The 26199-nt window shown below is 62.7% G+C and carries 23 protein-coding genes; 19 read left to right on the plus strand and 4 right to left on the minus strand.

The window, feature by feature from the left end:
• Window positions 1-3: 3 nt before the first annotated feature.
• Together K7R21_RS15745 and K7R21_RS15750 are read right to left on the minus strand one after the other, a co-directional pair.
• A complete protein-coding gene (locus tag K7R21_RS15745) occupies window positions 4-1347 on the minus strand; it encodes a radical SAM protein (protein WP_224984229.1) in 1344 nt (447 codons plus the stop codon).
• Entirely contained in the window at window positions 1334-1978 is a 645-nt protein-coding gene (locus K7R21_RS15750; protein ID WP_224984230.1) for a hypothetical protein, read from the minus strand. The genes K7R21_RS15745 and K7R21_RS15750 overlap by 14 nt, the downstream gene beginning before the upstream one ends.
• Before the next feature lie 388 nt (window positions 1979-2366).
• Between K7R21_RS15750 and K7R21_RS15755 the strand changes: the two genes are divergently transcribed.
• From K7R21_RS15755 to dcd, 3 genes are all read left to right on the plus strand, one after another.
• Entirely contained in the window at window positions 2367-3986 is a 1620-nt protein-coding gene (locus K7R21_RS15755; RefSeq protein WP_224984231.1) for a sigma-54-dependent transcriptional regulator, read from the plus strand.
• 245 nt (window positions 3987-4231) lie between these two features.
• Window positions 4232-4405: a hypothetical protein gene (locus K7R21_RS15760; protein WP_224984232.1), complete on the plus strand. Its 174-nt coding sequence runs from the start codon at window positions 4232-4234 to the stop codon at window positions 4403-4405.
• A gap of 371 nt (window positions 4406-4776) precedes the next feature.
• Window positions 4777-5295, plus strand: coding sequence for a dCTP deaminase (gene dcd, locus K7R21_RS15765; protein ID WP_224984233.1), 519 nt, complete (start codon window positions 4777-4779; stop codon window positions 5293-5295).
• 114 nt (window positions 5296-5409) lie between these two features.
• On the opposite strand, the gene K7R21_RS15770 is transcribed toward dcd, so the two are convergent.
• Entirely contained in the window at window positions 5410-7137 is a 1728-nt protein-coding gene (locus tag K7R21_RS15770; protein ID WP_224984234.1) for a response regulator, read from the minus strand.
• Window positions 7138-7302: 165 nt separating this feature from the next.
• Between K7R21_RS15770 and K7R21_RS15775 the strand changes: the two genes are divergently transcribed.
• The 16 genes from K7R21_RS15775 to K7R21_RS15850 all read left to right on the plus strand — a co-directional run bounded on the left by K7R21_RS15775 (window position 7303) and on the right by K7R21_RS15850 (window position 25119).
• Window positions 7303-7962: a Crp/Fnr family transcriptional regulator gene (locus K7R21_RS15775; RefSeq protein ID WP_224984235.1), complete on the plus strand. Its 660-nt coding sequence runs from the start codon at window positions 7303-7305 to the stop codon at window positions 7960-7962.
• 264 nt (window positions 7963-8226) lie between these two features.
• Entirely contained in the window at window positions 8227-9129 is a 903-nt protein-coding gene (locus K7R21_RS21005; protein ID WP_224984236.1) for an NADH-quinone oxidoreductase subunit B family protein, read from the plus strand.
• Entirely contained in the window at window positions 9126-9794 is a 669-nt protein-coding gene (locus tag K7R21_RS15785; protein ID WP_224984237.1) for an NADH-quinone oxidoreductase subunit C, read from the plus strand. The genes K7R21_RS21005 and K7R21_RS15785 overlap by 4 nt, the downstream gene beginning before the upstream one ends.
• Complete coding sequence (locus K7R21_RS15790) at window positions 9791-10873, plus strand: hydrogenase large subunit (protein ID WP_224984238.1); 1083 nt, start codon at window positions 9791-9793, stop codon at window positions 10871-10873. Before K7R21_RS15785 ends, K7R21_RS15790 begins: the two co-directional genes overlap by 4 nt.
• 8 nt (window positions 10874-10881) lie before the next feature.
• The gene (gene hypA, locus K7R21_RS15795; protein ID WP_224984239.1) at window positions 10882-11235 is read left to right on the plus strand and encodes a hydrogenase maturation nickel metallochaperone HypA; all 354 of its coding nucleotides are present in this window, start codon (window positions 10882-10884) and stop codon (window positions 11233-11235) included.
• A 226-nt stretch (window positions 11236-11461) separates the two neighbouring features.
• On the plus strand, window positions 11462-12028 hold the full coding sequence (locus tag K7R21_RS15800) for a 4Fe-4S dicluster domain-containing protein (RefSeq protein WP_224984240.1): 567 nt from the start codon (window positions 11462-11464) through the stop codon (window positions 12026-12028).
• Entirely contained in the window at window positions 12025-13932 is a 1908-nt protein-coding gene (gene cooS / locus K7R21_RS15805; RefSeq protein WP_224984241.1) for an anaerobic carbon-monoxide dehydrogenase catalytic subunit, read from the plus strand. The genes K7R21_RS15800 and cooS overlap by 4 nt, the downstream gene beginning before the upstream one ends.
• Window positions 13933-14325 carry a hypothetical protein gene (locus K7R21_RS15810; protein ID WP_224984242.1) on the plus strand — a complete coding sequence of 131 codons (393 nt, stop codon included), beginning with the start codon at window positions 13933-13935 and terminating at the stop codon, window positions 14323-14325. It begins immediately after the preceding gene.
• Window positions 14326-14333: 8 nt separating this feature from the next.
• Complete coding sequence (locus K7R21_RS15815) at window positions 14334-15104, plus strand: ATP-binding protein (protein WP_224984913.1); 771 nt, start codon at window positions 14334-14336, stop codon at window positions 15102-15104.
• Window positions 15105-15347: 243 nt separating this feature from the next.
• Window positions 15348-16025, plus strand: a complete 678-nt coding sequence (locus K7R21_RS15820; protein ID WP_224984243.1) for a response regulator — start codon at window positions 15348-15350, stop codon at window positions 16023-16025.
• 95 nt (window positions 16026-16120) lie between these two features.
• Window positions 16121-18325, plus strand: a complete 2205-nt coding sequence (locus K7R21_RS15825) for an ATP-dependent helicase (protein ID WP_224984244.1) — start codon at window positions 16121-16123, stop codon at window positions 18323-18325.
• A gap of 55 nt (window positions 18326-18380) precedes the next feature.
• Window positions 18381-19115 carry a glycine zipper family protein gene (locus tag K7R21_RS15830; RefSeq protein ID WP_224984245.1) on the plus strand — a complete coding sequence of 245 codons (735 nt, stop codon included), beginning with the start codon at window positions 18381-18383 and terminating at the stop codon, window positions 19113-19115.
• A 145-nt stretch (window positions 19116-19260) separates the two neighbouring features.
• Window positions 19261-20229, plus strand: coding sequence for a 4-hydroxythreonine-4-phosphate dehydrogenase PdxA (pdxA, locus tag K7R21_RS15835; RefSeq protein ID WP_224984914.1), 969 nt, complete (start codon window positions 19261-19263; stop codon window positions 20227-20229).
• 90 nt (window positions 20230-20319) lie between these two features.
• Entirely contained in the window at window positions 20320-21294 is a 975-nt protein-coding gene (locus K7R21_RS15840; RefSeq protein WP_224984246.1) for a transglycosylase domain-containing protein, read from the plus strand.
• 294 nt (window positions 21295-21588) lie between these two features.
• The gene (locus K7R21_RS15845; protein WP_224984247.1) at window positions 21589-22662 is read left to right on the plus strand and encodes a response regulator; all 1074 of its coding nucleotides are present in this window, start codon (window positions 21589-21591) and stop codon (window positions 22660-22662) included.
• A gap of 12 nt (window positions 22663-22674) precedes the next feature.
• Window positions 22675-25119 carry a sensor domain-containing diguanylate cyclase gene (locus K7R21_RS15850; protein WP_224984248.1) on the plus strand — a complete coding sequence of 815 codons (2445 nt, stop codon included), beginning with the start codon at window positions 22675-22677 and terminating at the stop codon, window positions 25117-25119.
• On the opposite strand, the gene K7R21_RS15855 is transcribed toward K7R21_RS15850, so the two are convergent.
• Window positions 25109-26113 carry a hypothetical protein gene (locus K7R21_RS15855; RefSeq protein WP_224984249.1) on the minus strand — a complete coding sequence of 335 codons (1005 nt, stop codon included), beginning with the start codon at window positions 26111-26113 and terminating at the stop codon, window positions 25109-25111. The genes K7R21_RS15850 and K7R21_RS15855 overlap by 11 nt on opposite strands.
• Between the last annotated feature and the right edge of the window lie 86 nt (window positions 26114-26199).

Below are 26199 nucleotides of genomic sequence, written 5' to 3' on the forward strand. Positions count from 1 at the left end.
ATCTCAGTGATTGTGCGCCTTGAACGAGTCGTAAAAGAGCTGGACCATTTCCCGGGGGTGGTACAGGGAAAGGATGCATCCTCCCGGCTCGGCCCCGTCCAGGCTTTTCAGCGGGCAGCCGATCCCCAGGCAAACTGGAAAGATCGGGCACTGGGCGCACCGCTTAGTGATTGCGGCACCGCACTCGCCGGTCCATGCCGAAAGGTTACCATTGAGATGCAATAGTCCGGCTTTGTCGATTTGCCCCACATCGTTTAGGGGGGCCTGGCAAACAGTGCATTTTTTCACGCGTAGACCCGGCTCGATAACAAGACTGTTGATCCGGCCCGCATAGCATCCCTGCCCGCCGACTTCCCAGGTTCTTAAATCGGCTAGGGGGAAACCGTACTTGAGGGCTAGCCTGCTGAAAAGCGCATTTTTCTGCACCGCATTAAATTTGCTGCACAAGGTGCTGGTGTCGATACCGCCGCCCCAGTCTCCAGCGGCTCTCGTCCTCAGGAAGAAGCGGGAATCGCCGCCCGTTGCCTCGGCCAGCGCTGCGAAGGCTCGGGATACCTTGTCCTGCTCTCCCGAAACGCGGTCGAAGTTCATCCTAAGATCGATTCGAAAGTCCTCAGGAAGGGTGGTGATCCCGCGGATGTTAGCAAGAATCTGCTGATACCCATTGCCGCCGCAGCGCATCGGCCGTTGGCGGTTATGGTCCTCCTCCCCGCCGTCGACAGTTATCTGAAAGTGGGTCACCCCTTCCCGGACCAGCCGGCCACACAACTCCGGGGTGAGCAGTGTAGCATTTGTAGTCATGCTTCCCGTCACTTTTGTGCCGCTTGCTCTGGCCCACATCCTGATTGCGGTATTGAACCGGTGTATGAACGGCTGGTTCAGTAAGGGCTCACCGCCGAAGTACTCAAGGTGGAGCGTCTGCAACTTACGGATGTGCAGCTGCCTCAGAAGCGGCTCGCCGTCTGATTCCCAGGACATACCAGGACCGTCGTGCTCCTGACCACAATAGATGCAGTCGCAGTTGCAGGCGGTACCTGCTGGCAGTAATACCAAGTGCAGCGTCGAACTGTCTTTGGCCATCCGCCGGTAACGCTCCATGGCGGCACTCCGGCTCCACCCCTGGGGAACGATGATCTCCTGGCTCACCAGCGAGGCGAAATCGTCCTCAAACGGTGCCGCAAATGCGTCAAAATCCGTGGTGCTGTTCCCCAGTAACCGGAACAGCGGATGCTCGGGATCGGACACCTCGATTAACGCCGGGCCGTTGCAGGCCCCCCAAAAGGCGAGAACGAAGACTTCACCCCTGCGTGCCACCGTGGTGAAAGGATTCAAGCTAAAACGACTCATCACATCCTCCTTGGCCGGTCTGGTCACGGTAGGTTGTCACCTTGCTGTGCGCGGCAAGCGTATTGATGGCGGCGAGCCGCACCGTTGCCGCCGCCGGATCACCATACCGGGACTGGTGGCCGTTGCGCCGCAGTAGGGTCTGGCCGGACTCGGGCAGCCGGACCTGGATGAAGCCGGCTGCGATGTCGACAGAAAGACGATCAAAATTTGTAGGCGCGGTGAATGACACGTCGGCCAGGGCAGAGTTGATAGCCCCGGTTCGGAACCGGAAGGCTCCAGCCGCTTTCACCGAGCCGCGAGCAAGGTTGAGAGAAAATGAATCTGCCTGACCACCACTGAGCACGATCCGGGCGTGCGACGCGCTGACGCGGAGTTCCGCGAGAGGCGCAGCCGTGGCAACTTCAAGAACGCATTCGCCCGCGCTCCCGAGCACCCGCCGGCGTGCGGCATCAATATCGATCCGGGTCGTTCCTCCCTCGTCGCTCTGCACCAGAGTAGCGTGATCGGGCAGGGTTGCGCGGATCCCGGTTCTTTCCCCTGCTGTCTGGCGCACCACGGAAAGAAGTAGCAGCAGTCCATCGCAGGATATCGTCAGTGCGGCACTTCCGGAGGCGGTCGCGTAGGTTTTCATAAGGTCCTCTCGTTAGTAACGGTAGCAGACGTGCGCCTGCCTCCTCAAAGAGGCAGGCAGCGGTGATTACCAGCAAACAACGCCGCAGCCGCTTCCTGCGGTGATCGTGCTGGAGAGGTTAGGTGTGGGAGCAGAGGGGGAGAGTTGTTTCATGGTAGCCTCCAAAAGGTATAGAATGTACTTCTACTAGCAGTATCCGTGCCATCAAATGGTGCGACGATATAAGGCACTGAATTTAATAACGATATTTTATTTGCGAGGGTTTTGCTGGAAGGCAAATTCGGAAAAATATTTCCGTTTACCGGACAGATACTTCCTGTTAAGATGTTTTGGCGCCGGTTATAAAAGGGTGCGCCCGGTATGGGTGACGATGGGACAGGAGGAGTGCATGAAGAACGAGAAATCACTGGTCCTCGTTTCATGGGTGGATCGCAACAACGATCCGTACGAGCGCGACATGCGCACAGGGACCTTCAGGGAGATAGCGGGAGGGTTGCGGGCCGGACCCACGCTGTCCCTGCTTTTTGATCCGGCTTCTCCCTACGTGGGGAAATTTAAGGATGCGGTGCTGTTCTTCCGCCCCTCGGATGACGGGAGGGCGACCTGCCAAGAGATCGCGAAACGCGACGGCAGCATCAAGATCACCGCTGAAGAATGGGGGGGGGGGGATCCCACCGACCATCAGGCTATCTTCACCTTTCTTAAGCCAAAGATCCAGCAGCTCCGGCGCCGCTTCGAGGGGCGAGAGCTGATTGTACACGTAAGCCCAGGCACCCCTTCAATGCAGACGGTATGGGTATTGATGGCGGAAACGGGCTTCATTCAGAGCCCGTGCATTGTGGTTAAAAGCTACCGGCAAGGTGAACGCCAGGACGGGGCTATCGTCGCTCCCATTTCCATAGGTATCGAAAGTTTTTACAAGGCATATTCCGCTAACCTCCCCAAGGTTCACTCCGTAGAGGGCTCCATTTTCTGGGACCGGGCCCGTTTTCGCTCCTCCCTGCTGATCCATCTCTATGATGAAGCGGCTCGCTTTGCACGCCTCAACGTTCCCGTTCTCATAGTGGGCGAGCGGGGAACCGGTAAAACCACCTTGGCGAGCTGGATCAGGGAACACAGCGCCTTCCGGCATGGGGTGCAGAAGAAGATGATCTCGGTCCCCTGCGGGCATTTTTCACCGCAGACCATGCGTTCGGAGCTGTTCGGGCACCAAAAGGGAGCTTTTACCGATGCATCCGAAGCCAATGAAGGACTTCTTTCTGCCGCCCATAACGACACGCTCTTTCTGGATGAGGTGGGAGATATTTCCCCTGAGGTGCAGCGGCTGCTTCTTAAGGCCCTAGAGGAAAAGGAGTACCTGCCGCTGGGCGGCAAGAACCTGGTCAAGAGCAACTTCCGCTTGGTGACGGCGACCAACCTGCCGTGGCACAAAATAACAGAGCGACTCCATCCTGATTTTATGGACAGAATCAGCTCCTTTGTCCTCAGATATCCGCCACTGCGCGAGATCCCCGAGGACCTGGACTGGATCTGGCGTCAGGTCTACCACACCGCAGCGGTTAGGGCCGATGCCGTAGCAAGCGCGCGAATCAGTGATTCTGTACACACCCGTCTGGTTCGCCGGCTCCGGGACGAGTACCTTCCGGGTAATATCCGAAGCCTCTACTTGGTCGCCTACCACATTTTGGCTGCAATCTGCGATCCGGAGGGGAAAACACCCTTGGAACAGGCTGTGGAGGATGCGCTAGGGAGGCTGCGGGTAGGAGAAACGACGGGGGACGCGAGCGTGGGGGCACAAGTGGCGAGACATTGTGCCGAGCAGATGCCACTTGACGCAGTTCTGGATCGGGTCGGTGTGCTTGACTGTGCTGCCGTTGAGGGGTGCATCAAAAGCTACCTCGCCCAAGAGCTACGAAGGATCGCCAGGGTCAAGGGAGTGCCTGTTCAAAGCATTTGTACTGTTACCGAGCGCACTCTACGTTCTTGGCTTAGTGAAGGACACGGCTAATATTTCGCCATGCTGGCAGAAGCTACTAGGTAATACTTTGGAATGCGGTCTGCCTGCACCCACATCCACTTGATGACGTTTGGGACAACCGGACCCCGAATGCCGCAGAAATCGAACTGGGTGCCCCGGCACTCTTCATTCTGCGGAGACCTTTCCTGAGGCGCGCTTCATTGCTGTGGGCAGAAAAGCAGAACGAGCCATGAAGAGAGTCGGAATCGCACACATCCATGTGAGGCACCCGTCCTATGGTGGCGCCAGCGAGTTCCAAGCGGAGCTTCGGCTGTGACGATGAGGCCCGCCACAGCTCGGCATTTTGTTGCTTCGGCCTGGCAGGTATGGGAGGACTCAAGAAGTTCTGTCACAAGGAACAGATCGACCTCGCGCAGATGCTTGTCTCGCTCGACTTCTCCTCTCGATAACTGATGCGACTCAAACGCTCGTGGCAAAATTCCCGAATGACTCCGAGAGAAGAGCCATCGATGGCGCCACTTGAGTTTCGGTATACAACTTTATTTCCGACTAGCTTTTCAGTCGTCTAGGGTGGAGTATATAATTTTATTTTCGGGGAGAAATTTGGTGTGCGGGGTAACCGCTTGAAATTTTGAAGATTACCAGGTTACAACTTTATTTCATGGGGACACCACAAAAGAAGCGCCGGCTGCGAATATCGTGGCCGGCGCTTTGTCGTTTGTGGAATGTTTTATCTGCTGGTTAATGCTTCCGGCACGTTAACGGGTACACTATTGAAACGCTACAACATCCCCGATACTGAGCAGTGGCGAGGTGACTTATGTCTGTTTTGATAGGGCGTGAAATAAAAGACGCGATCGCTTGCGGTGAAATATCCATCGAGCCGCTGGAAGAGTCACAGATAGGCCCGGGATCTGTCGACCTGACCCTGGGGAATGAATTCAGGATCTTTAAAAAAGAAACCGGGGTCTGCCACGTGCACAACGAGTCCGACTTTGCCGACGTCACGGAAGCAGTTTCGGTGGCGGATGGCGACTTTATCACCATCGCTCCCTGCGAAATGATACTGGGCATCACCAGGGAACGGATCACGCTGGCCGGGACCATGGCCGGCTGGCTGGAAGGGCGCAGCCGCTTCGCCCGCTTCGGCTTGGCGGTCCATGTCACCGCCGGTTTCATGCAGCCAGGAATCTCCAACCAGCAGGTGCTGGAAATCGTGAACCTGGGGCACAAGACGCTGGCGCTCTATCCCGGTACCCGCATCTGCCAGTTCGTCTTCGAGCGTTGCCTCGGGGCGGCGAAATATGAAGGGAGGTTTGCCGACCAGGCGAAACCTTGATGCTGCAGTCGGGGCAATGGAACTTGGAACAGCTGAGGCACGAGTGGCCGCTGGAGAACACCCCAGCGGCCATTTCCGTAGCATTAGGTTAATAGTTGCGGTGCCGCTTTCAGCTCAGGGCGAGGTCCACTTCTGGATCAGCTCCTGGAGCTGCCCCAGCTTGAAGGGCTTACTGAGGAAATCGTCCATCCCCGCGCCCAGGCAGCTTTCTCGCGACCCTGCCATGGCGTGGGCGGTGAGGGCGATGATGGGGGTGTGTCTGCCGGAGTCGCGCTCCTGATCCCTGATGGCGCGGGTTGCTTCGTAACCGTCCAACTCCGGCATCTGGCAGTCCATGAAGACCAGGTCGTAGCTCTTGCGCGCCAGCGCCGATACCGCCTGCGTCCCGTTCTGCGCCACGTCCACCTGGCACCCCAGGGTGGTCAACATCGCGTGGGCCACTTCGCAGTTGACCGGGTTGTCCTCCGCCAGGAGCACGCGCGCGTGACACAGGGCAGGTTGGGCGGGCTCTTCCCATTCGTTCTCCAGTTCAATCGGGCCGTCTTCCTCGTCCGACGCCGCATCCGGCGCGGCGTTGAGGTAGACGATGAAGGTGAAGGTGGAGCCTCGCCCCGGTTCGCTCTCTACGCCGATTTCCCCGCCCATCAGTTCCACCAGTTGCTTGGCGATGGCCAGCCCGAGACCGGTCCCGCCGTACCTGCGGGTCGCAGACCCGTCCACCTGGGTGAATAACTCGAAAATGCTGCCGACCGCCTCCGCAGGAATGCCGATGCCGGTGTCCTTCACCTCGAACCCGACATAGTGGCCGTTGCCGCTTCTCTCTACCAGGCAGGCCGATACCTTGACTGAACCCTGGTCGGTGAACTTCAAGGCGTTGTTGACGATGTTGATCAACACCTGGCGCAGGCGGTTCGGGTCACCCAGCGCGCGCCGGGGAAGATCGGGACCGATCTGCAGCTCGAGCGTCACCCGCTTGCGCTGCCCCACCTCGCGGTAGAGGTCCACCACTCCCCGCACCGTCTCGTGCAGGTCGAAGGAGACCTTCTCGATCTCTAGCTTGCCCGCCTCGATCTTGGATATGTTGAGGATGTCGTTGATGATGCCCAAAAGCGAATCGCCGGACTGGTGCAGCATCTCGACGTAGCCGCGCTGTTTCTGGTTCAGGTCAGTGTGCAGCAACAGTTCCGCCATCCCCAGCACTCCGTTCATCGGCGTGCGGATCTCGTGGCTCATGTTGGCGAGAAACTGGGATTTGGCCCGGTTGGCGGCCTCGGCGGCTTCCTTGGCCTGCTTCAGTTCGGCGATGATCGCCTTTTGCTGCAGGTTGGCCTTGCTGATCTCCGCCGTTCGCTGCGCGACCTTTTCCTCCAGGTCGCTGTTTGCGGTGCGGAGTTCCGCCATGATTCGTGTATTTTCTACGGCCAAGTCGACCAGGGTACGCACCAGGTGGTCATGCGTTTCCATCAGGCGGCGCCGTTCCATGGCCCGGTTCACCGTCGCTACTACCATCTCCAGGTCGTCGAAGGGTTTGAACAGGTAGTCCTGGGCGCCCAGTCGCAGGGCTTGGACGGCGGTTTCCAGCGGCACGTGGCTGGTCATAATGATCACGTCGGTCTTGGCATAGTCATCTCCGATGGCCCGCAGGACCTCGATGCCGCTGATGCCGGGGAGGCGTACGTCCAGCATCACCAGCTTCCACCCGGTCTGCCTGAGTTCTTCCAGGCACTCCTCGCCACTGGCGACGCCCGCGCTGTGGTACCCTTCTCTGCGGAACAGGTCAACCAGCACCCCGGTAACCACCTCGTTGTCATCGACGATCAGTATGTCGCGTCCCATTCCCATGAATTACTCCCGGCCAAAAGACACATTGGGAGATACTAACAAAAAAGCCTGTCGCGGCAAGATAAAGTGGGAGTGGATGTATACGCGTCGTCAGCGCGGCCCGCCTTGCCTTTTGCACCTCGCCTGCTTCATAATGCACCGGTAACTCTTCTGGAGGGGCTATAGATGCCGACCAAGATGAAGCTTTCCGACGCAGACCTCCTTTCTCTCTTCCACGCCGATCCCGATTTCCAAGCCAACTTCACGCCGCGCCACTACGCCCGCAAGACCCTGGTTTATTCCCCCTTTGAGGAGAAGAACCTGGTATTCGTGGTGCGGAGCGGCCGGTTACGCATCTACCTCAGTTACGAGGACAAGGAGTTTACCCTTGCCCTGCTGGAAAAGGGGGACGTCTTCAGCACCCATACTCCCGCCTTCGTGCAGGCGCTGGAGGGGACAGAGATCCTGGTGTGCAGTACCGCCACCTTTGGGCAGGCGCTCGCCCGCCGCCCGGAACTTTCGCTAACCATGGTCAAGGTGCTCGGGGAACTGCTACAGAACTCCATCCAGACAATCGAGGGGCTCGCCTTCAAGGACGTGCGGCTGCGCCTGGTCGACTTCCTGTTTGGCGCAGCGGCCGACCGCGGACAGGTGACCGCCAACGGAACCGTGGTGCAACTGGGGCTCGGAACCGAGGACATCGCCCTCCTGATCGGCACCACGCGCCAGACCATCTCGCAGATCATCAACGATTTCATCAAGGCAGACCTACTGGTGAAGATCGATCGTAAGGCCCTGCTCATCAAGGACCTCGACGCTTTCAAGGAAATGAAGGAAATTGTCTGAACGCATGGTGAGGGGACTGCTCCGCAGGTGCCTGTCCCCTCACACTCTCACAACGTGTACTGTCTAAAGGCAAATCCCCCCTGACCCCCCTTCGCATAGGGGGGAACCTGATATCCAAGGCATCTCTCCACTTGAACCGCAACAGCGACTCCCACATCCACGAGTAAGAAAAAAACCGAACTGTCGGCTCGCCGACAGACCGCGCGCGCTTTTTCCCCTACATTGCCGCCCATGCTGCAACGTGTCTGCAATGGGGAGAATGCGATGGCTATCCAGGAACAAGAAACGGCAGCCGAGCCGGTACGGCTGTTTCGCATCAACACAGGATCCTGTAACGGCTGCGACGTCGAGCTGGCTGTGACGTCCGCGGTGGCCGAGTTCGACGTGGAACAGCTCGGTTGCCGCTACACGGAATCGGCTCGCGAGGCTGACGTGCTGCTTGTCACCGGTCCACTTACCGTGAAAGCGCGCGACGAGGTGCTGCGGCTTTACGCAGAGACACCACGCGACAGGCTCACCGTCGCGGTGGGCGTCTGCCCGGTCTCCGGTGGCGTCTTCCGCGACAGCTACGCGGTGGACGGCCCGCTCGATCGCCACCTACCGGTCGACGTGAACGTCACCGGCTGCCCGCCGCGTCCCCAGGCATTGCTGGAGGGAATCCGCACAGCACTGGAGATCCGCAAGGCCCGCCGCGAGGGAGTGGAGCCGATTCATGAGCCGGGTGATCGGAAGCCATCTCACGCCGACAACTTCCCCGCCCGGGGCAGGCTCAGTTTCGACGCCGCCGCCTGCGTGGACTGCCGCATGTGCCGCCACGTCTGCGCCGCTGGAGCGATCCGCTTTGAGGCGGGCAAGCAAGGCGTTCGCCTCACCCTCTGGCACAACAGCTGCGTCTTCTGCGGCCTGTGCAGTCACTACTGCCCCACCGGCGCCCTCTCCGTCACCGGGGACTGGCGCCTCGACCACCGCGCCGCGGATGCCTTCCGCCAGGTCGACCGCGGTGAGGTTCTCTACGAGCCCTGCGCCGGCTGCGGCGAGGCCATCATCCCGGCTGCGCCGCAACTCCTGCACGCCGCCTTCCGCCGCCCCAACCCCGAGATTGAGAAACTGAAGAACCTCTGCCCGGCCTGCCGTCAGCAGATGAGCATAGGAGTGCCCAGACGATGAGCGATTGCATCAACCTTACAGGTGAAAAGGAGAGGTTGGTTGAGGGAGAGGGGATTGTGGACGCCTGTGGTGGAAGATCAACCCCCTCGGCAGATCCCCTTTCCCTCCGGGAGAGGGTGCCCGAAGGGCGGGTGAGGGATGGTGTTGAAGGTTGCGTTGCCGCCGCCTTGGCTTGTGCCGCTGGCGAGGAAACTGAAGTGACGTGGCGCCGGGACAGCAAGGGCGTTTTGACCGGCTGGTGCCGGCTCCCTTCCGGGGAGGCACTGCTCCCGGCGGCCCGCGCCGTGGCCGAACTCGGCGGCCGCCTGGCGATGGTGACCCCGTACCTGCCGGAACGAGCCCAGGAGAAGGGCGAGCGCGAAATCGCCTACCACTTCGACCTGGACGGCGCCACGCTGACCCTCACGGTAATCCTCCCGCTGGAGTGGGCGCGAGTACCATCGCTCACTCCCATCTTCCGCAACTGCGATTGGCAGGAGCGTGAGCTGATGGAGCTGTACGACGTGCAGGTGGTGGGGCATCCCGACCCGAGGCGCCTGTTCCTCGATCACTCGCTCCCCCACGCCCCCTTCGAGCGCCTGGTGCCATATTCCACCTTCACCAACGCGGCCACCAGCAAGGTCCTCTGGGACAAGGTCCTGGCCGGCGAACGGGAGGACGCATGACCACCAAGATCATCGAACTGGGGCCGCACCAGTTGGCTCTCGAGGAGCCGATGTACTTTCGGGTGCAATTGGAAGGTGACCGGGTGGCCGACCTGGACGTCCTGCCGGGCCAGGTGCACCGCGGCATGGAGCACCTGGTGATGCGCCGCAACCTGTACCAGAACATCACCCTCCTGGAGCGCCTCTGCTCGCTCTGCTCCAACAGCCATCCCAGCACCTTCTGCGCGGCGGTCGAGGACGTGGCCGGGATCGCCATCCCGGAGCGCGCCGAGTACCTGCGCGCCGTTGCGGACGAGATCAAGCGCATTGCCTCGCACCTCTTCTGCTGCGCGGTCCAGGCCAACGCCATCGGCGAAGTCCCGCTCTTTCGCAGGATCATGGAGATCCGCGAGATTATGCAGCGTGCCAAGGAGGCCATCTACGGCAACCGGATGGATCTGGCCGCCAACGTGATCGGCGGGGTGCGCTACGACCTGACCCCGGAGGCGGCAAGCTACCTGGCCCAGGCGATGGAGCAGATGAAAAAGCCGCTGGACCAACTCTACCTGCAGTTCGGCAACAACCCGGTGCTCATGGCCCGCATGGCCTGGGTGGGGGTGCTGCCGCGCGAGGCGGCGGTCGAGTGCGCGGTAGTGGGGCCGGTGGCGCGCGCCTGCGGCATCGACTACGACGTGCGCAAGAAAAGTCCCTACGGCGCCTACGACCGTCTCGACTTCAAGGTGGCGCTGCAAACGACGGGGGACGTCCGGGCGCGCAACTTGGTGCGGCTTGCCGAGGCGCGCCAGTCGGTATCGCTCATCGAGCAGTGCCTGGCACAGCTCCCAGCCGGGCCGCTTTGCGCCGACACGTTGCCCGAGATTCCAGCGGGGGAGGCGATCGCTAAGTCTGAGGCGCCACGCGGCGAGCTCATGTACTACCTGCGCACCGACGGCTCGGATTTCCCGGTGCGCCTCAAGTGGCGCGTTCCCTCCTACATGAACTGGGACGCCCTCAAGTTGATGCTGAAAGGCGAGCCGGTGGCCAACATCCCGCTCATCGTGAACAGCATCGACCCCTGCATCGCCTGCACAGACCGCTAGGAGACGCCATGCACGAGATCACCCTGGTGACGGGGCTTTTCGAGATCATCAACGAGCAGGTGGCGGCCCAGGGGATCGAATCCATCTCCAAGGTGCGCCTCAAGGTGGGAGAGCTGGCGGCGGTGGAGCCAATGACGCTGGCGGCCTGCTTCGAGGTGGTGGCGGAGGGGACCGTGGCAGAAGGGGCGCAGCTCGAGATAGTGGAAGTGCCGCTCACCGGGCGCTGCCGCGGCTGCGGGGAGCGTTTCAGGATCGTGAATTTCAGCTTTAGCTGCCCTGTCTGCGCGTCGGGTGATGTCGAGCCGACCGGCGGCAGGGAACTGTATCTGGAGAGCCTGGAAGGAACCATGAAGTCCTGGTAGCGATGCGCGGACGCCCGACGTGCAAGCGCTCCTCCCCCCGGAGGGGGGAGGCTGAGAGGGGGGAAGCATGCAAGCCCCCTCCCTAACCCTCCCCCTCCGGGGGAGGGGATGCATCGGCAACGAATTCCCTCCTCCTGGCCCTCTCCTAGAGGGAGAGGGGATGTGGACGCAGCACGCAGTAGAGCAGGAGAGGATGCCTAATGATGGATTTGCAAAGGAGACCACAATGAAGCGACAACGTGAAAATGCCATCGTATTTGCCGACCCCGAGTGCTGTCTCGGCTGCCACGGCTGCGAGATGGCCTGTGCCGTGGCCCATTCCGGGACCGGTCTGCACCAGGCGGCGCTCGCGGGGCTGACCCTGAGGCCGCGCAACCGCGTGGTGGCGGCGGGCGGCGTGATGATGCCGGTGCAGTGCCGCCAGTGCGAGGACGCGCCCTGCGCCGCGGCCTGCCCAACGGGGGCCATGCTCCAGGAGAGCGGGCAGGTCGGGGTGCGCGAGAAGAACTGCGTCGGGTGCAAGGTCTGCGTCATGGTTTGCCCCTTCGGCGCCATCAGTGTGAAGCATGAGGGGACCGATCCCGAGAACTGCCGCACCAACGGCGGCATCGCCCGCAAGTGCGACCTCTGCGCCGGCACCGGTCGCGATGTCCCCGCCTGTGTCGAGGCCTGCCCGACCAAGGCGCTGACCCTCGTGGACCTGGAAGAGTACCGTCAGACCCTTATCGAGGCGCGGGCCGCCGAACTGGCCCAATCGCTCCAACATCTCAAATCAAGGAAGGCAAGGATATGACCATGAAGCTCAGCACCGATCCGTCCGCGGCGACCCTGTTGCCCATCGCGAAAAAAGAAGGCATCTCCACCGTCTGGGACCGTCACCGCGCCATGCAGCCCCAGTGCGGCTTCGGCCAGTTGGGAGTTTGCTGCCGCATCTGCTGGAAAGGGCCCTGCCGCATCGATCCGTTCGGCGATGGTCCCCAGCGCGGCATCTGCGGCGCCGACGCCGACACCATCGTGGCTCGTAACGTCATCCGCATGATCGCGGCCGGCGCCGCCGGGCACTCCGAGCACGGCCGCCACGTGGCGCTCGCCCTGCAGGGCGTGGCTGAAGGGAGGCTCCCCGCTTACCAGATCCGCGACGAGGTCAAGCTGCGCGCGGTCGCGGCGAAACTCGACATCTGCACAGAGGGGCAGGACATCCCGGCCATCGCAGCCGCGGTGGCCAAGGCGACCCTGGAGGACTTCCAGAACCAGGATCACGACGCCCCCTGCAACTGGATCGAGGCCACCCTCACCAAGAAGCGCCTGGAGCGCCTGCAGGCCCTGCACGTCCTGCCGCACAACATCGACGCCGTCATCACCCAGATCATGGGGCGCACCCTGGTCGGCTGTGATGCCGATCCGGTCAACCTGATTCTCGGCGGTATCAAGGGCGCGCTGGCCGACTTCGACGGCATGTGCCTCGCCATCGAGCTCTCCGACGCCCTGTTCGGAACCCCAAGCCCGGTGATCACCGCCGCTAACCTTGGCGTCATCAAGCCGGACGCGGTCAACATCGCCGTACACGGCCACAACCCGCTTTTGAGCGAAGTGGTCTGCGAGGTAGCCGGGCAGATGGACGAGGAGGCCCGGAAGGCCGGGGCCAAGGACGGCATCAACATCGTCGGCATCTGCTGCACCGGCAACGAGGTCATGGTGCGTCACGGCATCCCTCTGGCCGCGAACTACCTCTCTCAGGAGCTGGCGCTGGTCACCGGCGCGGTGGACGCCATGGTGGTCGACGTACAGTGCATCATGCCCTCGGTGAGCGAGATCGGCGCCTGCTTCCACACCGCCGTCATCACCACCATGGCCGAGAACAAGATTCCGGGCGCGACGCATGTGGACTTCAAGGAGGAGACCGCCCTGGAGAACGCACGCCGCATCGTCGCCACCGCGATCGAAGCGTACAAGCGGCGCGACCCGCGCCGGGTCAACATCCCGGACTTCAAGCAGACCGCCATCGTCGGTTTCGGCGTCGAGTCCGTGGTGGGCGCGCTGGCTACCCTGAACGCGGAGGATCCGCTCCAGCCGCTGATCGAGAACATCGCCAACGGCAACATCCGCGGCATCGCCCTCTTCGCCGGCTGCAACTCGACCCAGGTGGCGCAGGACAGCAGCTTCGTCACCATGGCCAAGAAGCTCGCCGCCAACAACGTGCTCATGCTCGCCACCGGCTGCGGCGCAGGTTCCTTCGCCAAGCACGGCCTGATGACCCAGGAGGCGACGCTTGAGTACGCTGGTGATTCGCTCAAGGCAGTCATGACCGCCATCGGCACCTCGGCCGGCCTGAACGGCCCGCTTCCCCTGGTGCTGCACATGGGCTCCTGCGTGGACAACAGCCGCGCCGTGCAGGTGGCCGTGGCGGTGGCCGACAAGCTCGGCGTCGATCTCGACCAGCTCCCGCTGGTGGCGTCCGCGCCGGAGGCGATGTCGGAGAAGGCGGTTGCCATCGGCACCTGGAGCGTCGCGCTGGGCATCCCGACCCACCTGGGCACCATGCCGCAGGTGACCGGCTCGGCCAAGGTAACCGAGCTCCTGACCCAGACCGCCAAGGATCTGCTGGGCGGCTACTTCCTGGTGGAGCTCGACCCGAACCTCGCTGCCGACAAGCTCCTGGAGGTGATCGAGGAGCGCAGGAAAGGACTGGGGATCTAGATGGCAAGGGTGCTGGCCCTCACCCGGCCTCCGGCCACCCTCTCCCGGAGGGCGAGGGTGGCCGGAGGCCGCCTGGGGCCCGTCTCAAAGAGTCCGTACTCCCTCTCCCTCCGGGAGAGGGACGGGGTGAGGGGCGTGCCCCGGCAGGAGCTTGAACCGAAGCAACAAAGGAGCAAGAAACTATGTGCGACAACCACAATCACGCGCATGACCACCATCATCACGACCACGATCACGACCACGATCATGACCACCACCATGGCCACCACCATGGCCACCACCATGGCCACCACCATGGCCACCACCATGGCCACCACCATGGCCACCACCATGGCCACGACCACGATCATCACCCCCATCTCCACGCCGTTCCGCAGCGCGGGCCGGGGCTGAAGATCGCCATCACCGGCAAGGGAGGGGTGGGCAAGACCACCTTCGCGAGCCTTCTTTGCCGCGCTTTCGCCGACGACGGCGCCAGGGTGCTCGCGGTCGACGCCGACCCGGACGCTAACTTCGCGGCGGCGCTGGGCATCCCGGCGCAGCGAGCGGCGAAACTCCAGCCGGTGGCGCGCATGAAGGAGCTCGCCGAGGAGCGCACCGGCGCAAGCGGCGGCTACGGCTCCTTCTTCAAGCTGAACCCGAAGGTGAACGACCTGCCGGAGAAGTTCTGCCTGGAACACGACGGGGTCCGCTTTCTCTGGATGGGAACCCTAGAACAGGGGGGGAGCGGCTGCGCCTGCCCGGAAAGCACTCTGGTCAAGCGCCTGATGGGGCACCTGCTCCTGGAGCGGGACGAGGTGGTGGTCATGGACATGGAGGCGGGGCTCGAGCACCTGGGGCGCCGCACAGCCGAATCGGTCGACGCCCTAGTGGTAGTCGTGGAACCGGGGCAGCGCAGTCTGCAGACGGCCCAGCAGATTATGCGGCTCGCTGGCGACGTCGGCATCGAGGAGGTCTTCGTTGTCGGCAGCAAGGTCCGTGACGCGGAAGACCGCAGCCTCATCGAGGAGGCGGTCCCGGCCGAGCGCCTGTTGGGGACAATCAGCTTCTGCGAAGGGGTGCGCCGTGCGGACCGTGACAACCTCCCCCCGGACCGGCTGAGCCCGGAGGCCCTCCGGGAGGTGCACGGCATCAAACAGCGCCTGCTTGCGCTGCGGGGCAAAGGGCAGTAGCAGGGCCGGTACCTCAATGGCATCTTCCCCCACCCTGTCCCTCCCGCCACAGGGAGGGGGGCGGACGCCGATCTTCAAAGATCTACCGTATGGCCGCACATCAATTGATGGCGGCCATTTTAGTTTTGATTCACGCCTGCCGAAAAGGGGTACACCTGTGACCTTGACTTGAGAGGTAGCTACGGGTATTTTATGCCGGAAGTTGCATATTAAAGAATCTGGAAGATTCTTAAGGGAGGACACTTGCAGCCGACGATTTTGCTCGTAGACGACCTGCAGATGTTTCTGGAGATCGAGAAGGATTTTTTCAAGCATACCGACGTGAAGGTGGTGACGGCGCGCGACGGCGTCGAGGCCTTGGAAGCGGTGCAGCACCACAAGCCGGTCCTGGTTTTCATGGACCTGCAGATGCCCAACATGGATGGCGCCAGTTGCTGCAAGGCGATCCGCTCCCTTCCTAAACACGCCGACACGCCCGTGGTCCTGGTCTCGTCCAGCTCCGTCGAAAAAGACCGTGAAGACAGCTTCGCCGCCGGTTGCAACTATTTCCTCAGCAAGCCCGCCGGGCGCGACCGTTTCCTCGAGATCGCCCGCGAATTTATCCCCGGCATCGATCGCCGCGAAAGACGCCTCCTGTGTAGCTTGTCAGCCACCATGCAGCTTAACGGCGCCTCCGTCCCCTGCTCGCTTTTCGACCTCGGCGTCGAGGGTGCTTACGTGGTCACCGACGTCCCGGCGCGAAACGGCAACGTGCTGCAACTCTCCTTCACTCTCCCAGAAGGCACCGTGGTTGAGACGGCCTGCCGGGTGGTCTGGAGCGACGCAAGCGGCAAGACCCGACCCAAGGGGATCGGCGTCAAGTTCGCCCTGCTTCCCAAGCCCCTGCGCTCCGCCCTGGCCCACGCCCTGGAAAAGCTGTGAGACAGATTCCCTTTTGACCTGACTGGGGCTAAGTGATATAAATAGGCGCTCGGCACTCCGCGGCGCCTAAGCCCCGGCAGGCCTTAAGGAAAATCATGAAACTGCTCCACAAACTGAACCCTCCCCAGCAGGAGGCCGTGCTGCACGGCGAGGGACCGCTCCTGGTCCTGGCCGGCGCCGGCTCCGGCAAGACCCGCGTCATCGTGCACCGCATCGCCCACCTCATTCACGAGCGCGGCGTCCCACCCTGGCAGATCCTGGCCGTCACCTTCACCAACAAGGCCGCCGGCGAGATGCGCGAGCGCATCCAGCACATGCTGGGGGAGGGGGAAACTCCCCTCGTCTCCACCTTCCACTCCACCTGCGCACGTATCCTGAGAAGCGACATCAGGAGCCTGGGCTACGATTCCAACTTCGCCATCTACGACGACAAGGACTGCGAGCGCCTGCTGAAGGATTGCGCCACCGAGATGAACCTGGACGAGAAACGCTACCCGGTGAAGATGCTCGGGAGCGCCATCGACGAGTTCAAGAACCAGGGGATGAGCCCCTTCGACGTCCCGGCCGACTCCCCGTACCAAGCGACCCTGGCCCGGGTCTACCGCTGCTACCAGGAGCGCCTGAAGCGCTGTAACGCGGTCGATTTCGGGGACCTGCTCCTGTTGACCGTGCAGCTTTTCGAGGAGCACAAGGAGGTGCTGGACAAGTACCTGCAGCGTTGGCGCTGGCTCCTGGTGGACGAGTACCAGGACACCAACCCCGTGCAGTACCGCCTGGTGCAGCTTTTGGCCGGCGCGCGCCAGAACCTCTGCGTGGTGGGCGACGACGATCAGTCCATCTACGGCTGGCGCGGCGCAGATATCCGCAACATCCTGGAATTCGAGAAAGACTTCCCCGGAGTCAAGGTGGTGAAGCTGGAGCAGAACTACCGCTCCACCAAGACCATCCTGGACGGCGCCTGGCACGTGGTGCAGAAGAACAAGGGGAGGAAGCCCAAGCGTCTCTGGACCGACAACCCCGAGGGCGAGCGCATCGTGTACCGCACCCTCCCCAACGAATGGGAGGAGGGACGCACCGTCTGCCGCGAGATCGAACGCTTCCTCGCCGAAGGGGGTGACCTCTCCGAGGTGGCCGTCTTCTACCGCACCAACGCCCAGTCCCGCGTCATCGAGGAGGCGCTCGTGGGTGCCCAGATCGCGCACCACATGGTCGGCGGCGTCCGCTTCTACGCTCGGCTCGAGATAAAGGACATCCTTGCCTACCTCAAGGTGCTGGACAACCCGTCCGACGACGTGGCGGTGAAGCGGATCATCAATACCCCGCCGCGCGGTATCGGCAACACCACGGTCCAGAAGATCGCCGATTTCGCCAATGAAAAGGGGCTCCCGTTCTACGACGCCATGCTGGAAGGGGCCTATGGCCCGCTGCTCCCCGCCGCCGCGCGCGGCAAGGTGGCCGCCTTCGTCAACGAACTGGAGGGATACAAGACCCTGAGCGAGAAGCTTCCCCTGTCCGAACTCACCGCCGCCGTCATCAACGATTCCGGCTACTATGCTCGCCTCAAGCTGCAGCGAACCGACGAGGCCCAGGAACGGATCGACAACCTCCAGGAGTTGGTGACCGCCATGCAGACCTACGAAAGCATGCCGGGCGAGCACGGGTTGGCCGACTTCCTGGAGCGGGTCGCACTGGTGTCCGACCTCGAGCACGAGGGAGAGGGGAAGAAGGCGTCCGCAACGCTGATGACCCTGCATTCGGCCAAGGGACTCGAATTCCAGCTGGTCTTCATGATCGGCATGGAGGAGAAGCTGTTCCCCCACGTGCGCGCCCTGGAGAACCCGGACCAGATGGAAGAGGAAAGAAGGCTCTGCTACGTGGGGATGACCCGCGCCAAGAAGCGCCTGTTCCTTTTGAACGTGCGCCGGCGCCACATCTTCGGGCAGGAGCAGATGAACGCCCCCGCCCGCTTCATCGCCGACATCCCCAGGGAACTTTTGGACAGCGGCGACCTCTGGCAGCGCCCCGAGCCCTCCCGCGACTTCTCGACCGGCCACAACCTGGCCTCCCTCTTCGATGAAGAGATCGAACCGGAGTTCGAGGACAACGAGGTGCGCATGGTCCCCGACGACGAGGACGATGGCATCTGGGTCGGCATGAAGGTGCGCCACGCCCAATTCGGGCCGGGCACCATCAGGAAGATTGAAGGGGAAGGGGACAACCAGAAGGTGATCGTCTGGTTCAACTCGCTGGGCGGCCCGAAGAAGCTCCTGGTGCGCTTCGCCGGGCTTGAGCGAGCCTGAAAAGCGGTATATATTTACCGTGTGTTGCTAATGAAAATATCAAGGAGGCTTCCCCATGAGAAAACTAGCCGTCTTCATGATAGCGATGATGCTGTTCTCCGGTTGCACCCATTACAAGAGCCAATACGTTTCCTTCCGCCCCCCCGAGGCGTACCAGAACCACCTGGAGCAGTCCGGGGTCTCGTTGGGCGGCGAGGCATATGCGACCTCGGACGCGGCCGAGCAGGCTTTCGGCTTTGACATCAAGGGGGCGGGCCTGTTGCCGGTCATGCTGGTCATGGACAACAAGAGCGGGAAGACCCTTGAGATAATGGGCGGCCAGACCTTCCTGGTGGACGAGGGGGGCAACTACTGGCCGCTGGTCACCAACAAGGTGGCCTTCGACCGGCTGGAAAGCTCGACCCAGTTTGCCTCCTTCTTCGGCAAGGGTGCCGGCAAGGGGGCCCTGCTCGGAGCCGCGGCGGGCACCATTCTCGGGACGGCGCTCGGCATCGTCTCTGGTAAGAGCGTGGCCGGGTCGCTGGGCAAGGGTGCCGCCATCGGTGCAGCCGGCGGCGCCATCATCGGCGGGACCCAGGAAGGGACCTCCAACGACCGCGAGAACCGCATCTCGGACGACCTGAGGAGCAAGGGGCTGGAAGGGCGGCTCATTCCGGCTGACAGTCTCTCCAACGGGTTCATCTTCTTCCCGGGCGAGGCGCCCAGTGCCAAGGAACTGAGGCTGCAGTGGAGCGAGAAGGAATCCGGCCAGGTGCAGAAGCTGATCCTGCCGCTCAACGTGCGCAAGTAGACGCGCGTAGTGGCCGCAGGCTGAAGTGGAATAGGGGCTTAAGGGCCCCTATTCGTTTGTGGGCGACCGGGTGAGGGCGTTGCTCCTGCTACCCAGCCGCCGTGAAAGGAGAACACCTTTGCAAAAACCGATCATAGCCGTCACCATGGGTGACCCCTCCGGCATCGGGCCGGAGATCATCGCGGCCGCGCTGGCGGACCCAGCCGTCACGGCACTGTGCCGGCCGCTGATCCTCGGCGACCGTGCCGCCATCGAGCGAGGCATCGCCGTTGCCGGTGCCAAGCTCGCCATCCTCTCCGCCCCGGACCTGCTCCCCCCCGCGGAACCCGCTCCGGCAACCCTCTACCTGCGCGAACTCTCTGCCCTCGAACCCGCTGACATGGTCTATGGTCGCCCCAGCCCGGCGGGGGGCGATGCCTGCTATCGCTACATCTGCGCGGCTGCCAAACTGTGCATGGACGGTACCGTTGCGGCCATGGCCACCGCCCCCATCAACAAGGAGTCGCTGAACAGCGCCGGGCACCATTTCCCCGGGCACACCGAACTCCTGGCGGAGCTGACCGGCGGGCACGAGGTGGTGATGATGCTGGCGGGCGACCGGCTCAGGGTCACCTTGGTCACCATCCACGAGGCGCTGGCCCAAGTGCCGGAACTGGTTACCTTCGACCGCGTCCTCTCCACCATCCGGATCACCAACGACTCGCTCTCACGCTGGTTCTGCAATAAGCCACGCCTGGCCGTTTTGGCGCTCAACCCGCACTGCGGCGAGGGGGGGATGTTCGGCAACGAGGAGAGCCGCATCATCGCTCCGGCGGTGGCCGCGGCGCGGGAAGAGGGGATCGAAGCGGTGGGGCCGCTTTCCGCCGACACCCTGTTCCACTTCGCCGCGCAGGGGGGGTACGACGCCGTGGTCTGCATGTATCACGACCAGGGGCTCATCCCGCTCAAGCTGTTGCATTTCGATGATGGGGTCAACGTCACCCTCGGCCTCCCCATCATTCGCACCTCGGTCGACCACGGCACTGCCTACGACCTGGCCGGAACCGGCAAGGCGAGCCCCGCCAGCATGAAGGCCGCGCTGGTCATGGCCGCGCAGATGGCGCGTCCGCGATAAAACCACCTCCCTCATCCCAGTTCCCTCTCCCTTCGGGAGAGGGTGCCCGGAGGGCGGGTGAGGGGGAATATCCGTAAAGGAATCGCTGCTATGAAATTGAAGAAATACCTCCTCTGGGGCGCCGGTCTTTGCGCCGTCTACGCGGCCTACGTCGCCATCTCTCTCTTGTTCGTTCCCCCGGTCACGGTGCTCAAGGACAAGAAGATGAACATGACCATCCAGGTCAAGGACTGGCAGGGGAACTACCACCCGTTGGTGGTCGGCCCCAAGAACCGTTACTGGGCCCCGCTGTCGCAGATCCCTTCCGAGATGAAATGGGCCGTCATCCTCGCCGAGGACGCTTCCTTCTACAAGCACGAGGGGATCGACGTGAAGGCGATCAAGGAGGCCATCAAGTACGACCTGGAGAAGCAGAGCTTCGCCCGCGGCGCCTCCACCATCACGCAGCAGGTGGCGAAGAACCTGTTCCTGTCCCGGGAGAAGACACTGACCCGGAAGGCGAAAGAGCTCTATCTGGCCAAGCGCATGGAGCAGGAGATCACCAAGGGGCGCATCATCGAACTCTACCTGAACGTGATCGAACTGGGGCCCATGGTGCACGGCATCGGTCACGGCGCGCGTTACTACTTCGGTAAGTCGCCGGCCGCGCTGACCCCGCGCGAGTGCGCCTTCCTGGCGGCCATGCTGCCGGGGCCGCGGGTCGCCTACAACCCGTACAAGAACCTGGACAAGGTGCTCAAGCGCTCCAATATGATCCTGCGTCTGTTGGCCAACAAGGGTGTGCTCTCCTCCGGCGAATACCAGGCAGCGCTGGCCGAGATGCCCAACATCGGCCGGATGCAGAAAAAGGTCGACGAGAGCATCAAGCAGGTCGAGGTCATGGCCAACCATACCAGCGCCACCGTGCCGCAGGGGCTCACGTCCCCACCGGAGCAGGGCCCCGCCGCGCCCGCCGCAGGAGCACCGGCCGAGCAGCATCCTGGCGCCGGGGAACCCGCCCCGGAGAAGCCGCAGGAAGGCGCCGCCCCCGCCAAGGAAGGGACCCCGGCGCAAGACAAACAGTAGCTGGCAAAGCAGTAGCAGCGCACCTCTGTCGCCCCTCCCTCTCCTCCGGGAGAGGGCCGGGGTGAGGGCGCTGCAATCACAACGCAAAGGGTGCTGAACTTCGTCAAAGCAATGCCCTCACCCCTACCCCTCTCCCTGAGGGCGAGGGGGAATCGCCGCCCCCATTGCGCCATCACAGCCTTTCGTCCCATCCCGCTTAGACTTATCTTAGAATTCTCCCCCTCAAGTTCCCATTAAATCTGCCGAAAACTATGAAGTAGACCAATCAGCGTCCCAAGCTACTGGAGAAGTGTGATGGAAACAGCTATATCAGGCCGCGTCATCCTCGTAGACGACGACCCTTATGTCTTGGAAAGCGTAGCGTTGCTCCTCTCTGTGAGCGGCTTCGAGGTGCATCCGTGCTCAAACGGCATGGATGCCCTGGAGTTGTTACGCCAGTCACCTCCCGACGTGGTACTCACCGACGTGAACATGCCGCAGATGTCCGGCATCGAGCTCCTGGAGCAGATCCACGAACTCGACAAGGACATCCCCGTGATCCTGATGACCGCCTACGCGGAACTGGAGATGGCGGTGTCGGCGATCAAGAAGGGGGCCTTCGACTTCATCATCAAGCCTTTCAAGACGCCCTACCTGATCTACGCCGTCGAAAAGGGGATCAACTACCAGAGACTGCTGCTGGTGGAGAAGAACTACAAGGCGGAGCTGGAGCGCCAGGTGCTGGACCGGACCCGGGAACTGGGCGAGGCGCTGGTGCAGATGCGCAGCATGAGCCGCGAAACCATCGAGAGGCTGACGGCGGCGGCCGAATTGAGGGATGAGGACACCGGCAAGCACATCGCCCGCATCGGCCTGTACGCCAAGCGCCTGGCCGAGCAGCTGGCGATGCCGCGCGAGTTCGTCGACGGCATCGCCATGGCCTCGCCCATGCACGATGTCGGCAAGATCGGGATCCCTGACGCCATCCTGCTGAAGGCGGGTCCGCTCACCAACGAAGAGTTCGGCATCATGAAGAGCCACACCTCCATCGGCGGCAAGATCCTGGCCGGGTCCAACCACCTGGTGCTTCAGATGGCCGCCTCCATCGCCAACACCCACCATGAACGCTGGGACGGCACCGGCTATCCGCGCGGCCTGGTGGGAGACGCCACCCCCATGGAGGGGCGCATCGTCATGCTGGTGGACCAGTACGACGCCTTGAGAAGCAAGCGCGTCTACAAACCTGCGCTGGACCATGAAAAGACCGTGGAGATCATCACCAAGGGGGATGGCAGGACCATGCCCAACCACTTCGATCCCCAGGTGCTGCAGGCGTTCGACGCGGCTGCTGCCGATTTCGCCACCATCTTCGCCACCCACAACGATTAATACTTCAGAGCAATGGTCAGGTTCAGCCTGAAAATAAAGCTGGCGCTGGTGGTCTTGCTCCTGATCGGCACCGTGAGCACGGGTGTCGCCGGGCTCGGCCTGATGTTCTTCATCAAGGAGTTCAAGGCCAGCATGGCCAGCCGCCAGTATTCCGTGGTCACCGCCATGGCCGCGAATATGGATGACCGCATCGCGTCGGCGCAGCGGGAACTGGTAGCGGTGGCGATGAGCATCCCGTCTTCCATGGCATCCGATCCGCAGCGCCTGCAGCGCTTCCTCGATTCCCGCCTCGACCTGCACCAGGTCTTCAGCGACGGCACCGGCTTCTACTCTCCCAAGGGGATCCTGCTCGCCTCGGCGCCGGGGCAAACCCTTTTTCTCAACCAGGATTTCTCCAGCCGCGAATACTTCATCCGCACGGTCGGCTCCGGAAAGCCGTACATATCCGAACCGCTCATCTCGGCGCGGGGCAACCTCCTGGTCATCTTCACCGCCCCGGTGCTGGGCGAGAACGGCTCCCTGATTGGTGTACTGGGAGGGCGGGTGGAGCTTGCCGAAGAAAACTTCCTGAGCCGGTTGGGCCAGTTGCGGGTCGGCGACGGCGGCAACTTCTTCCTGTTCAACGACCAGCGGCGCATGATCGTGCACCCGAACCGGGACCGGATCCCGTTGCCGCTGCCGCCGCCGGGGCGGCAGGAACTCCTGGACCGGGTCATCGCCGGCTACGAGGGGAGCGGCGAAATGATCGGCCCCTCCGGCGTCGCCGGTATCTATTCCTTCAAGAGGCTGCAATCCACCCGGTGGATCCTGGCGGCGGAACGTCCGCTGTCGGAGGCGTACGAGCCGATCTACCGTGCCCGCGCGCTGGTGCTGTACAGCCTTGCTGCGCTGCTGCCCGTGGCCTTGATCTTCGTCTGGCTCTTCGTCGGGCGCCTGACCGCTCCCTTGCTGGCCTTTGCCGCCCGGGTGCGCAGCATGGGGGAGGGAACCTCCTTCGAACCGATGCCGCTGCCAAGCCGGGACGAGATCGGCGAGCTGGTGTCGGCTTTCAACGCCATGATGCTGGAGTTGACTAGCCAGAGGCGCCTGCTGGAGCGGGAAAAGAGTTTCGCCGTGCAGCTTTTGCAGCACAGCGCAGTCCCCTGTTTCGTCATCGACGCCGAGCACCGGGTCATCATCTGGAACAAGGCCCTGGAGGAGCTGACCGGCATCGGCGCCGGTGACCAGGTGGGAAAAACGGAGGCGTGGCGCGCCTTCTACGAAGAGAAGCGCCGGATGCTGGCCGATGTCGTGATGGACGGCGCGCTGCAGGATATGGCGGATCTGTACGACTGCTATGCCGACTCCGAATTGATCCCGGAAGGGCTGCGCGCCGAGGGGTGGTACCGGCTCAAGGGGAAACAGCGCTACCTCTGCTTCGACGCCGCACCGCTCAGGGACAGCGAGGGGAACGTGGTGGCCGCCATCGAGACCCTGCAGGACGTGACGGTCAAGGCCAACACCGAGGAACGGCTGACCAAGATGGTTGAGGCTATCGGTGAAAGCGAGGAGCGTTTCCGGCGTTTGGTGGAACTGTCGCTGGATGGTATCGCCATTTTGGTCGGGCGCCGCTTCGTCTTCATCAACCCCGCCGGCAGCGAATTGCTGGGGTGCCAGTCCCCGGACCAGCTCATGGGGCGGGAGATGCTGGAGTTCATCGAACGGGAGTCGGCGCAGTTGTTCCTGGAGCAGGTAGGCTACGCGGAGCAGGGAGACAGCAGCGCGCCCTGGATCGAAGAGCGGCTGTTGCGCAACGACCGGACCAGCATCGAGGTAGAGCTGGGGGTGGGACCCTTCGTCTACCGGGGCGAGCGGGCGCTGCAGGTGATTTTCCGGGACATCACGGAGCGCAAGCTGGCCAAGGCGCGGCTGGAGACCCTGGCCCACTACGACTCGCTCACCTCGCTCCCGAACCGGGTGCTGTTCTTCGATCGCCTGAAGCACGCGCTTTTCGAGGCAAAGCGGTACCAGCACCCGATGGCCCTCATGTACCTCGACCTGGACTTTTTCAAGGAGATCAACGACCGGTTCGGACATGCGGCCGGGGACGCCGTGCTCCTGGAGGCGGGGCAGCGGCTTAAGGACTGCGTGCGCGCCTGCGACATGGTGGCGCGCATGGGAGGGGACGAATTCACCATCATCCTGACCAAGATGGCGGAGCCCCAGGACGCGTCGGTGGTGGCGGGGAGGATCATCCAGGCGTTCGCACGTCCCTTCCTGGCGGAAGGGGATGAGGCGACCGTCGGGGTGAGCATCGGGGTCTGCATCTACCCGGACTGTGGCGACGACCTGGACGGGATGGTGCGCGCGGCGGACGGCGCGATGTATCGCGCCAAGCAGGAAGGAAAGAACGTCTACCGCTTCACTCCCCCGGTGCAGGGGGAGGGAAGCGGCGTACAGGAAGGGGTTACAGCCTGAGGGCCTCGACGGCTGCTTCGTCCAGGGCGTTGGTGGTGCTGAACTCGCTCTCGCCGCCGTCGCAGGTCACCGCGATGGTCGCCGCGGCACCGGGCTCGGCCTTGGTGTAGCGCAGAAGGATCTGCGCGGCGCGCTCCAAAAGCTCCGGCGAACTCTCGCCCATGACCGCCGCCAGGGGGCTCTTGCCCTCCTTCCAGCGCAGGGCGGCCTCGCCGGCCTGGATGGCCCGTTCCAGCAGTTCGTTCTCGGCCTCGTTTCTCCCCATGACCACCTTGGTGCGGCGCCCGATCCTGAAGTGCCTGCCGAGCTTCAACATCCGGAAGTCCCTGAGGTTCAGCTGGTCCGAATGGTCGAAGACGTCGCGGATCTTGCCCACGAAGGAGAGTTCGGTCAGCAGGCACCCCCCGGCCGGGCAGGGATAGTTCTTCACGTCCAGTTCCTCTGCCAGTTCGAACTGCTCCTTGCGGGAGCGACCCGAGATGGAAAGGAGCTTCTCGCGGTCCACCCACCCTTCCTGTTCCGGGATGGTGGGGTTGAAGTGTTTGGCGGAAAGGGGGCGCAGCAGCAGCCCTTCCAGGCCGCTCTCCCGCTCGATTATGCGCAGGGTGTCGCGGCGCTGGCTCATCGGGCGCTGTCCCAGCACCTCACCCGTGATCACGAAATCGGCCCCTGACTCCTCCATGTACTCCTTGGCCTTCTTCAAAAGGTAGATGCGGCAGTCGATGCAGGGGTTCATCCCCTTGCCGTGGCCGTGCTTGGGGTTCCTGATGATCTCCAGGTAGTCGGCCCCCTTGTGCATTACCTTGATGGGGATCTTGAATTCCTCCGCCACCCGCACCGCCTCCGACTTGCAGCCCGCGTTCTTGCCGGTGCAGGTGCAGAAGGGGGAGGTGAAGTTGAGCGCCTCTACGGCGATCCCCTGTTCGAGGAGCACCTTGACGGCGAGGGTGGAATCGAGTCCGCCCGAGAGCAGGGCGATGGCTTTTCTTTGCATGCAAACTCCTTATTCAATTGACAACTGGTAATTGGCAATTGACAATGTATGGTCGTTTTCTGTACTGATGGCAGTGACTTGCAACG

This window comes from Geomonas agri (assembly GCF_020179605.1).
GTDB classification, from domain to species: Bacteria; Desulfobacterota; Desulfuromonadia; order Geobacterales; family Geobacteraceae; genus Geomonas; species Geomonas agri.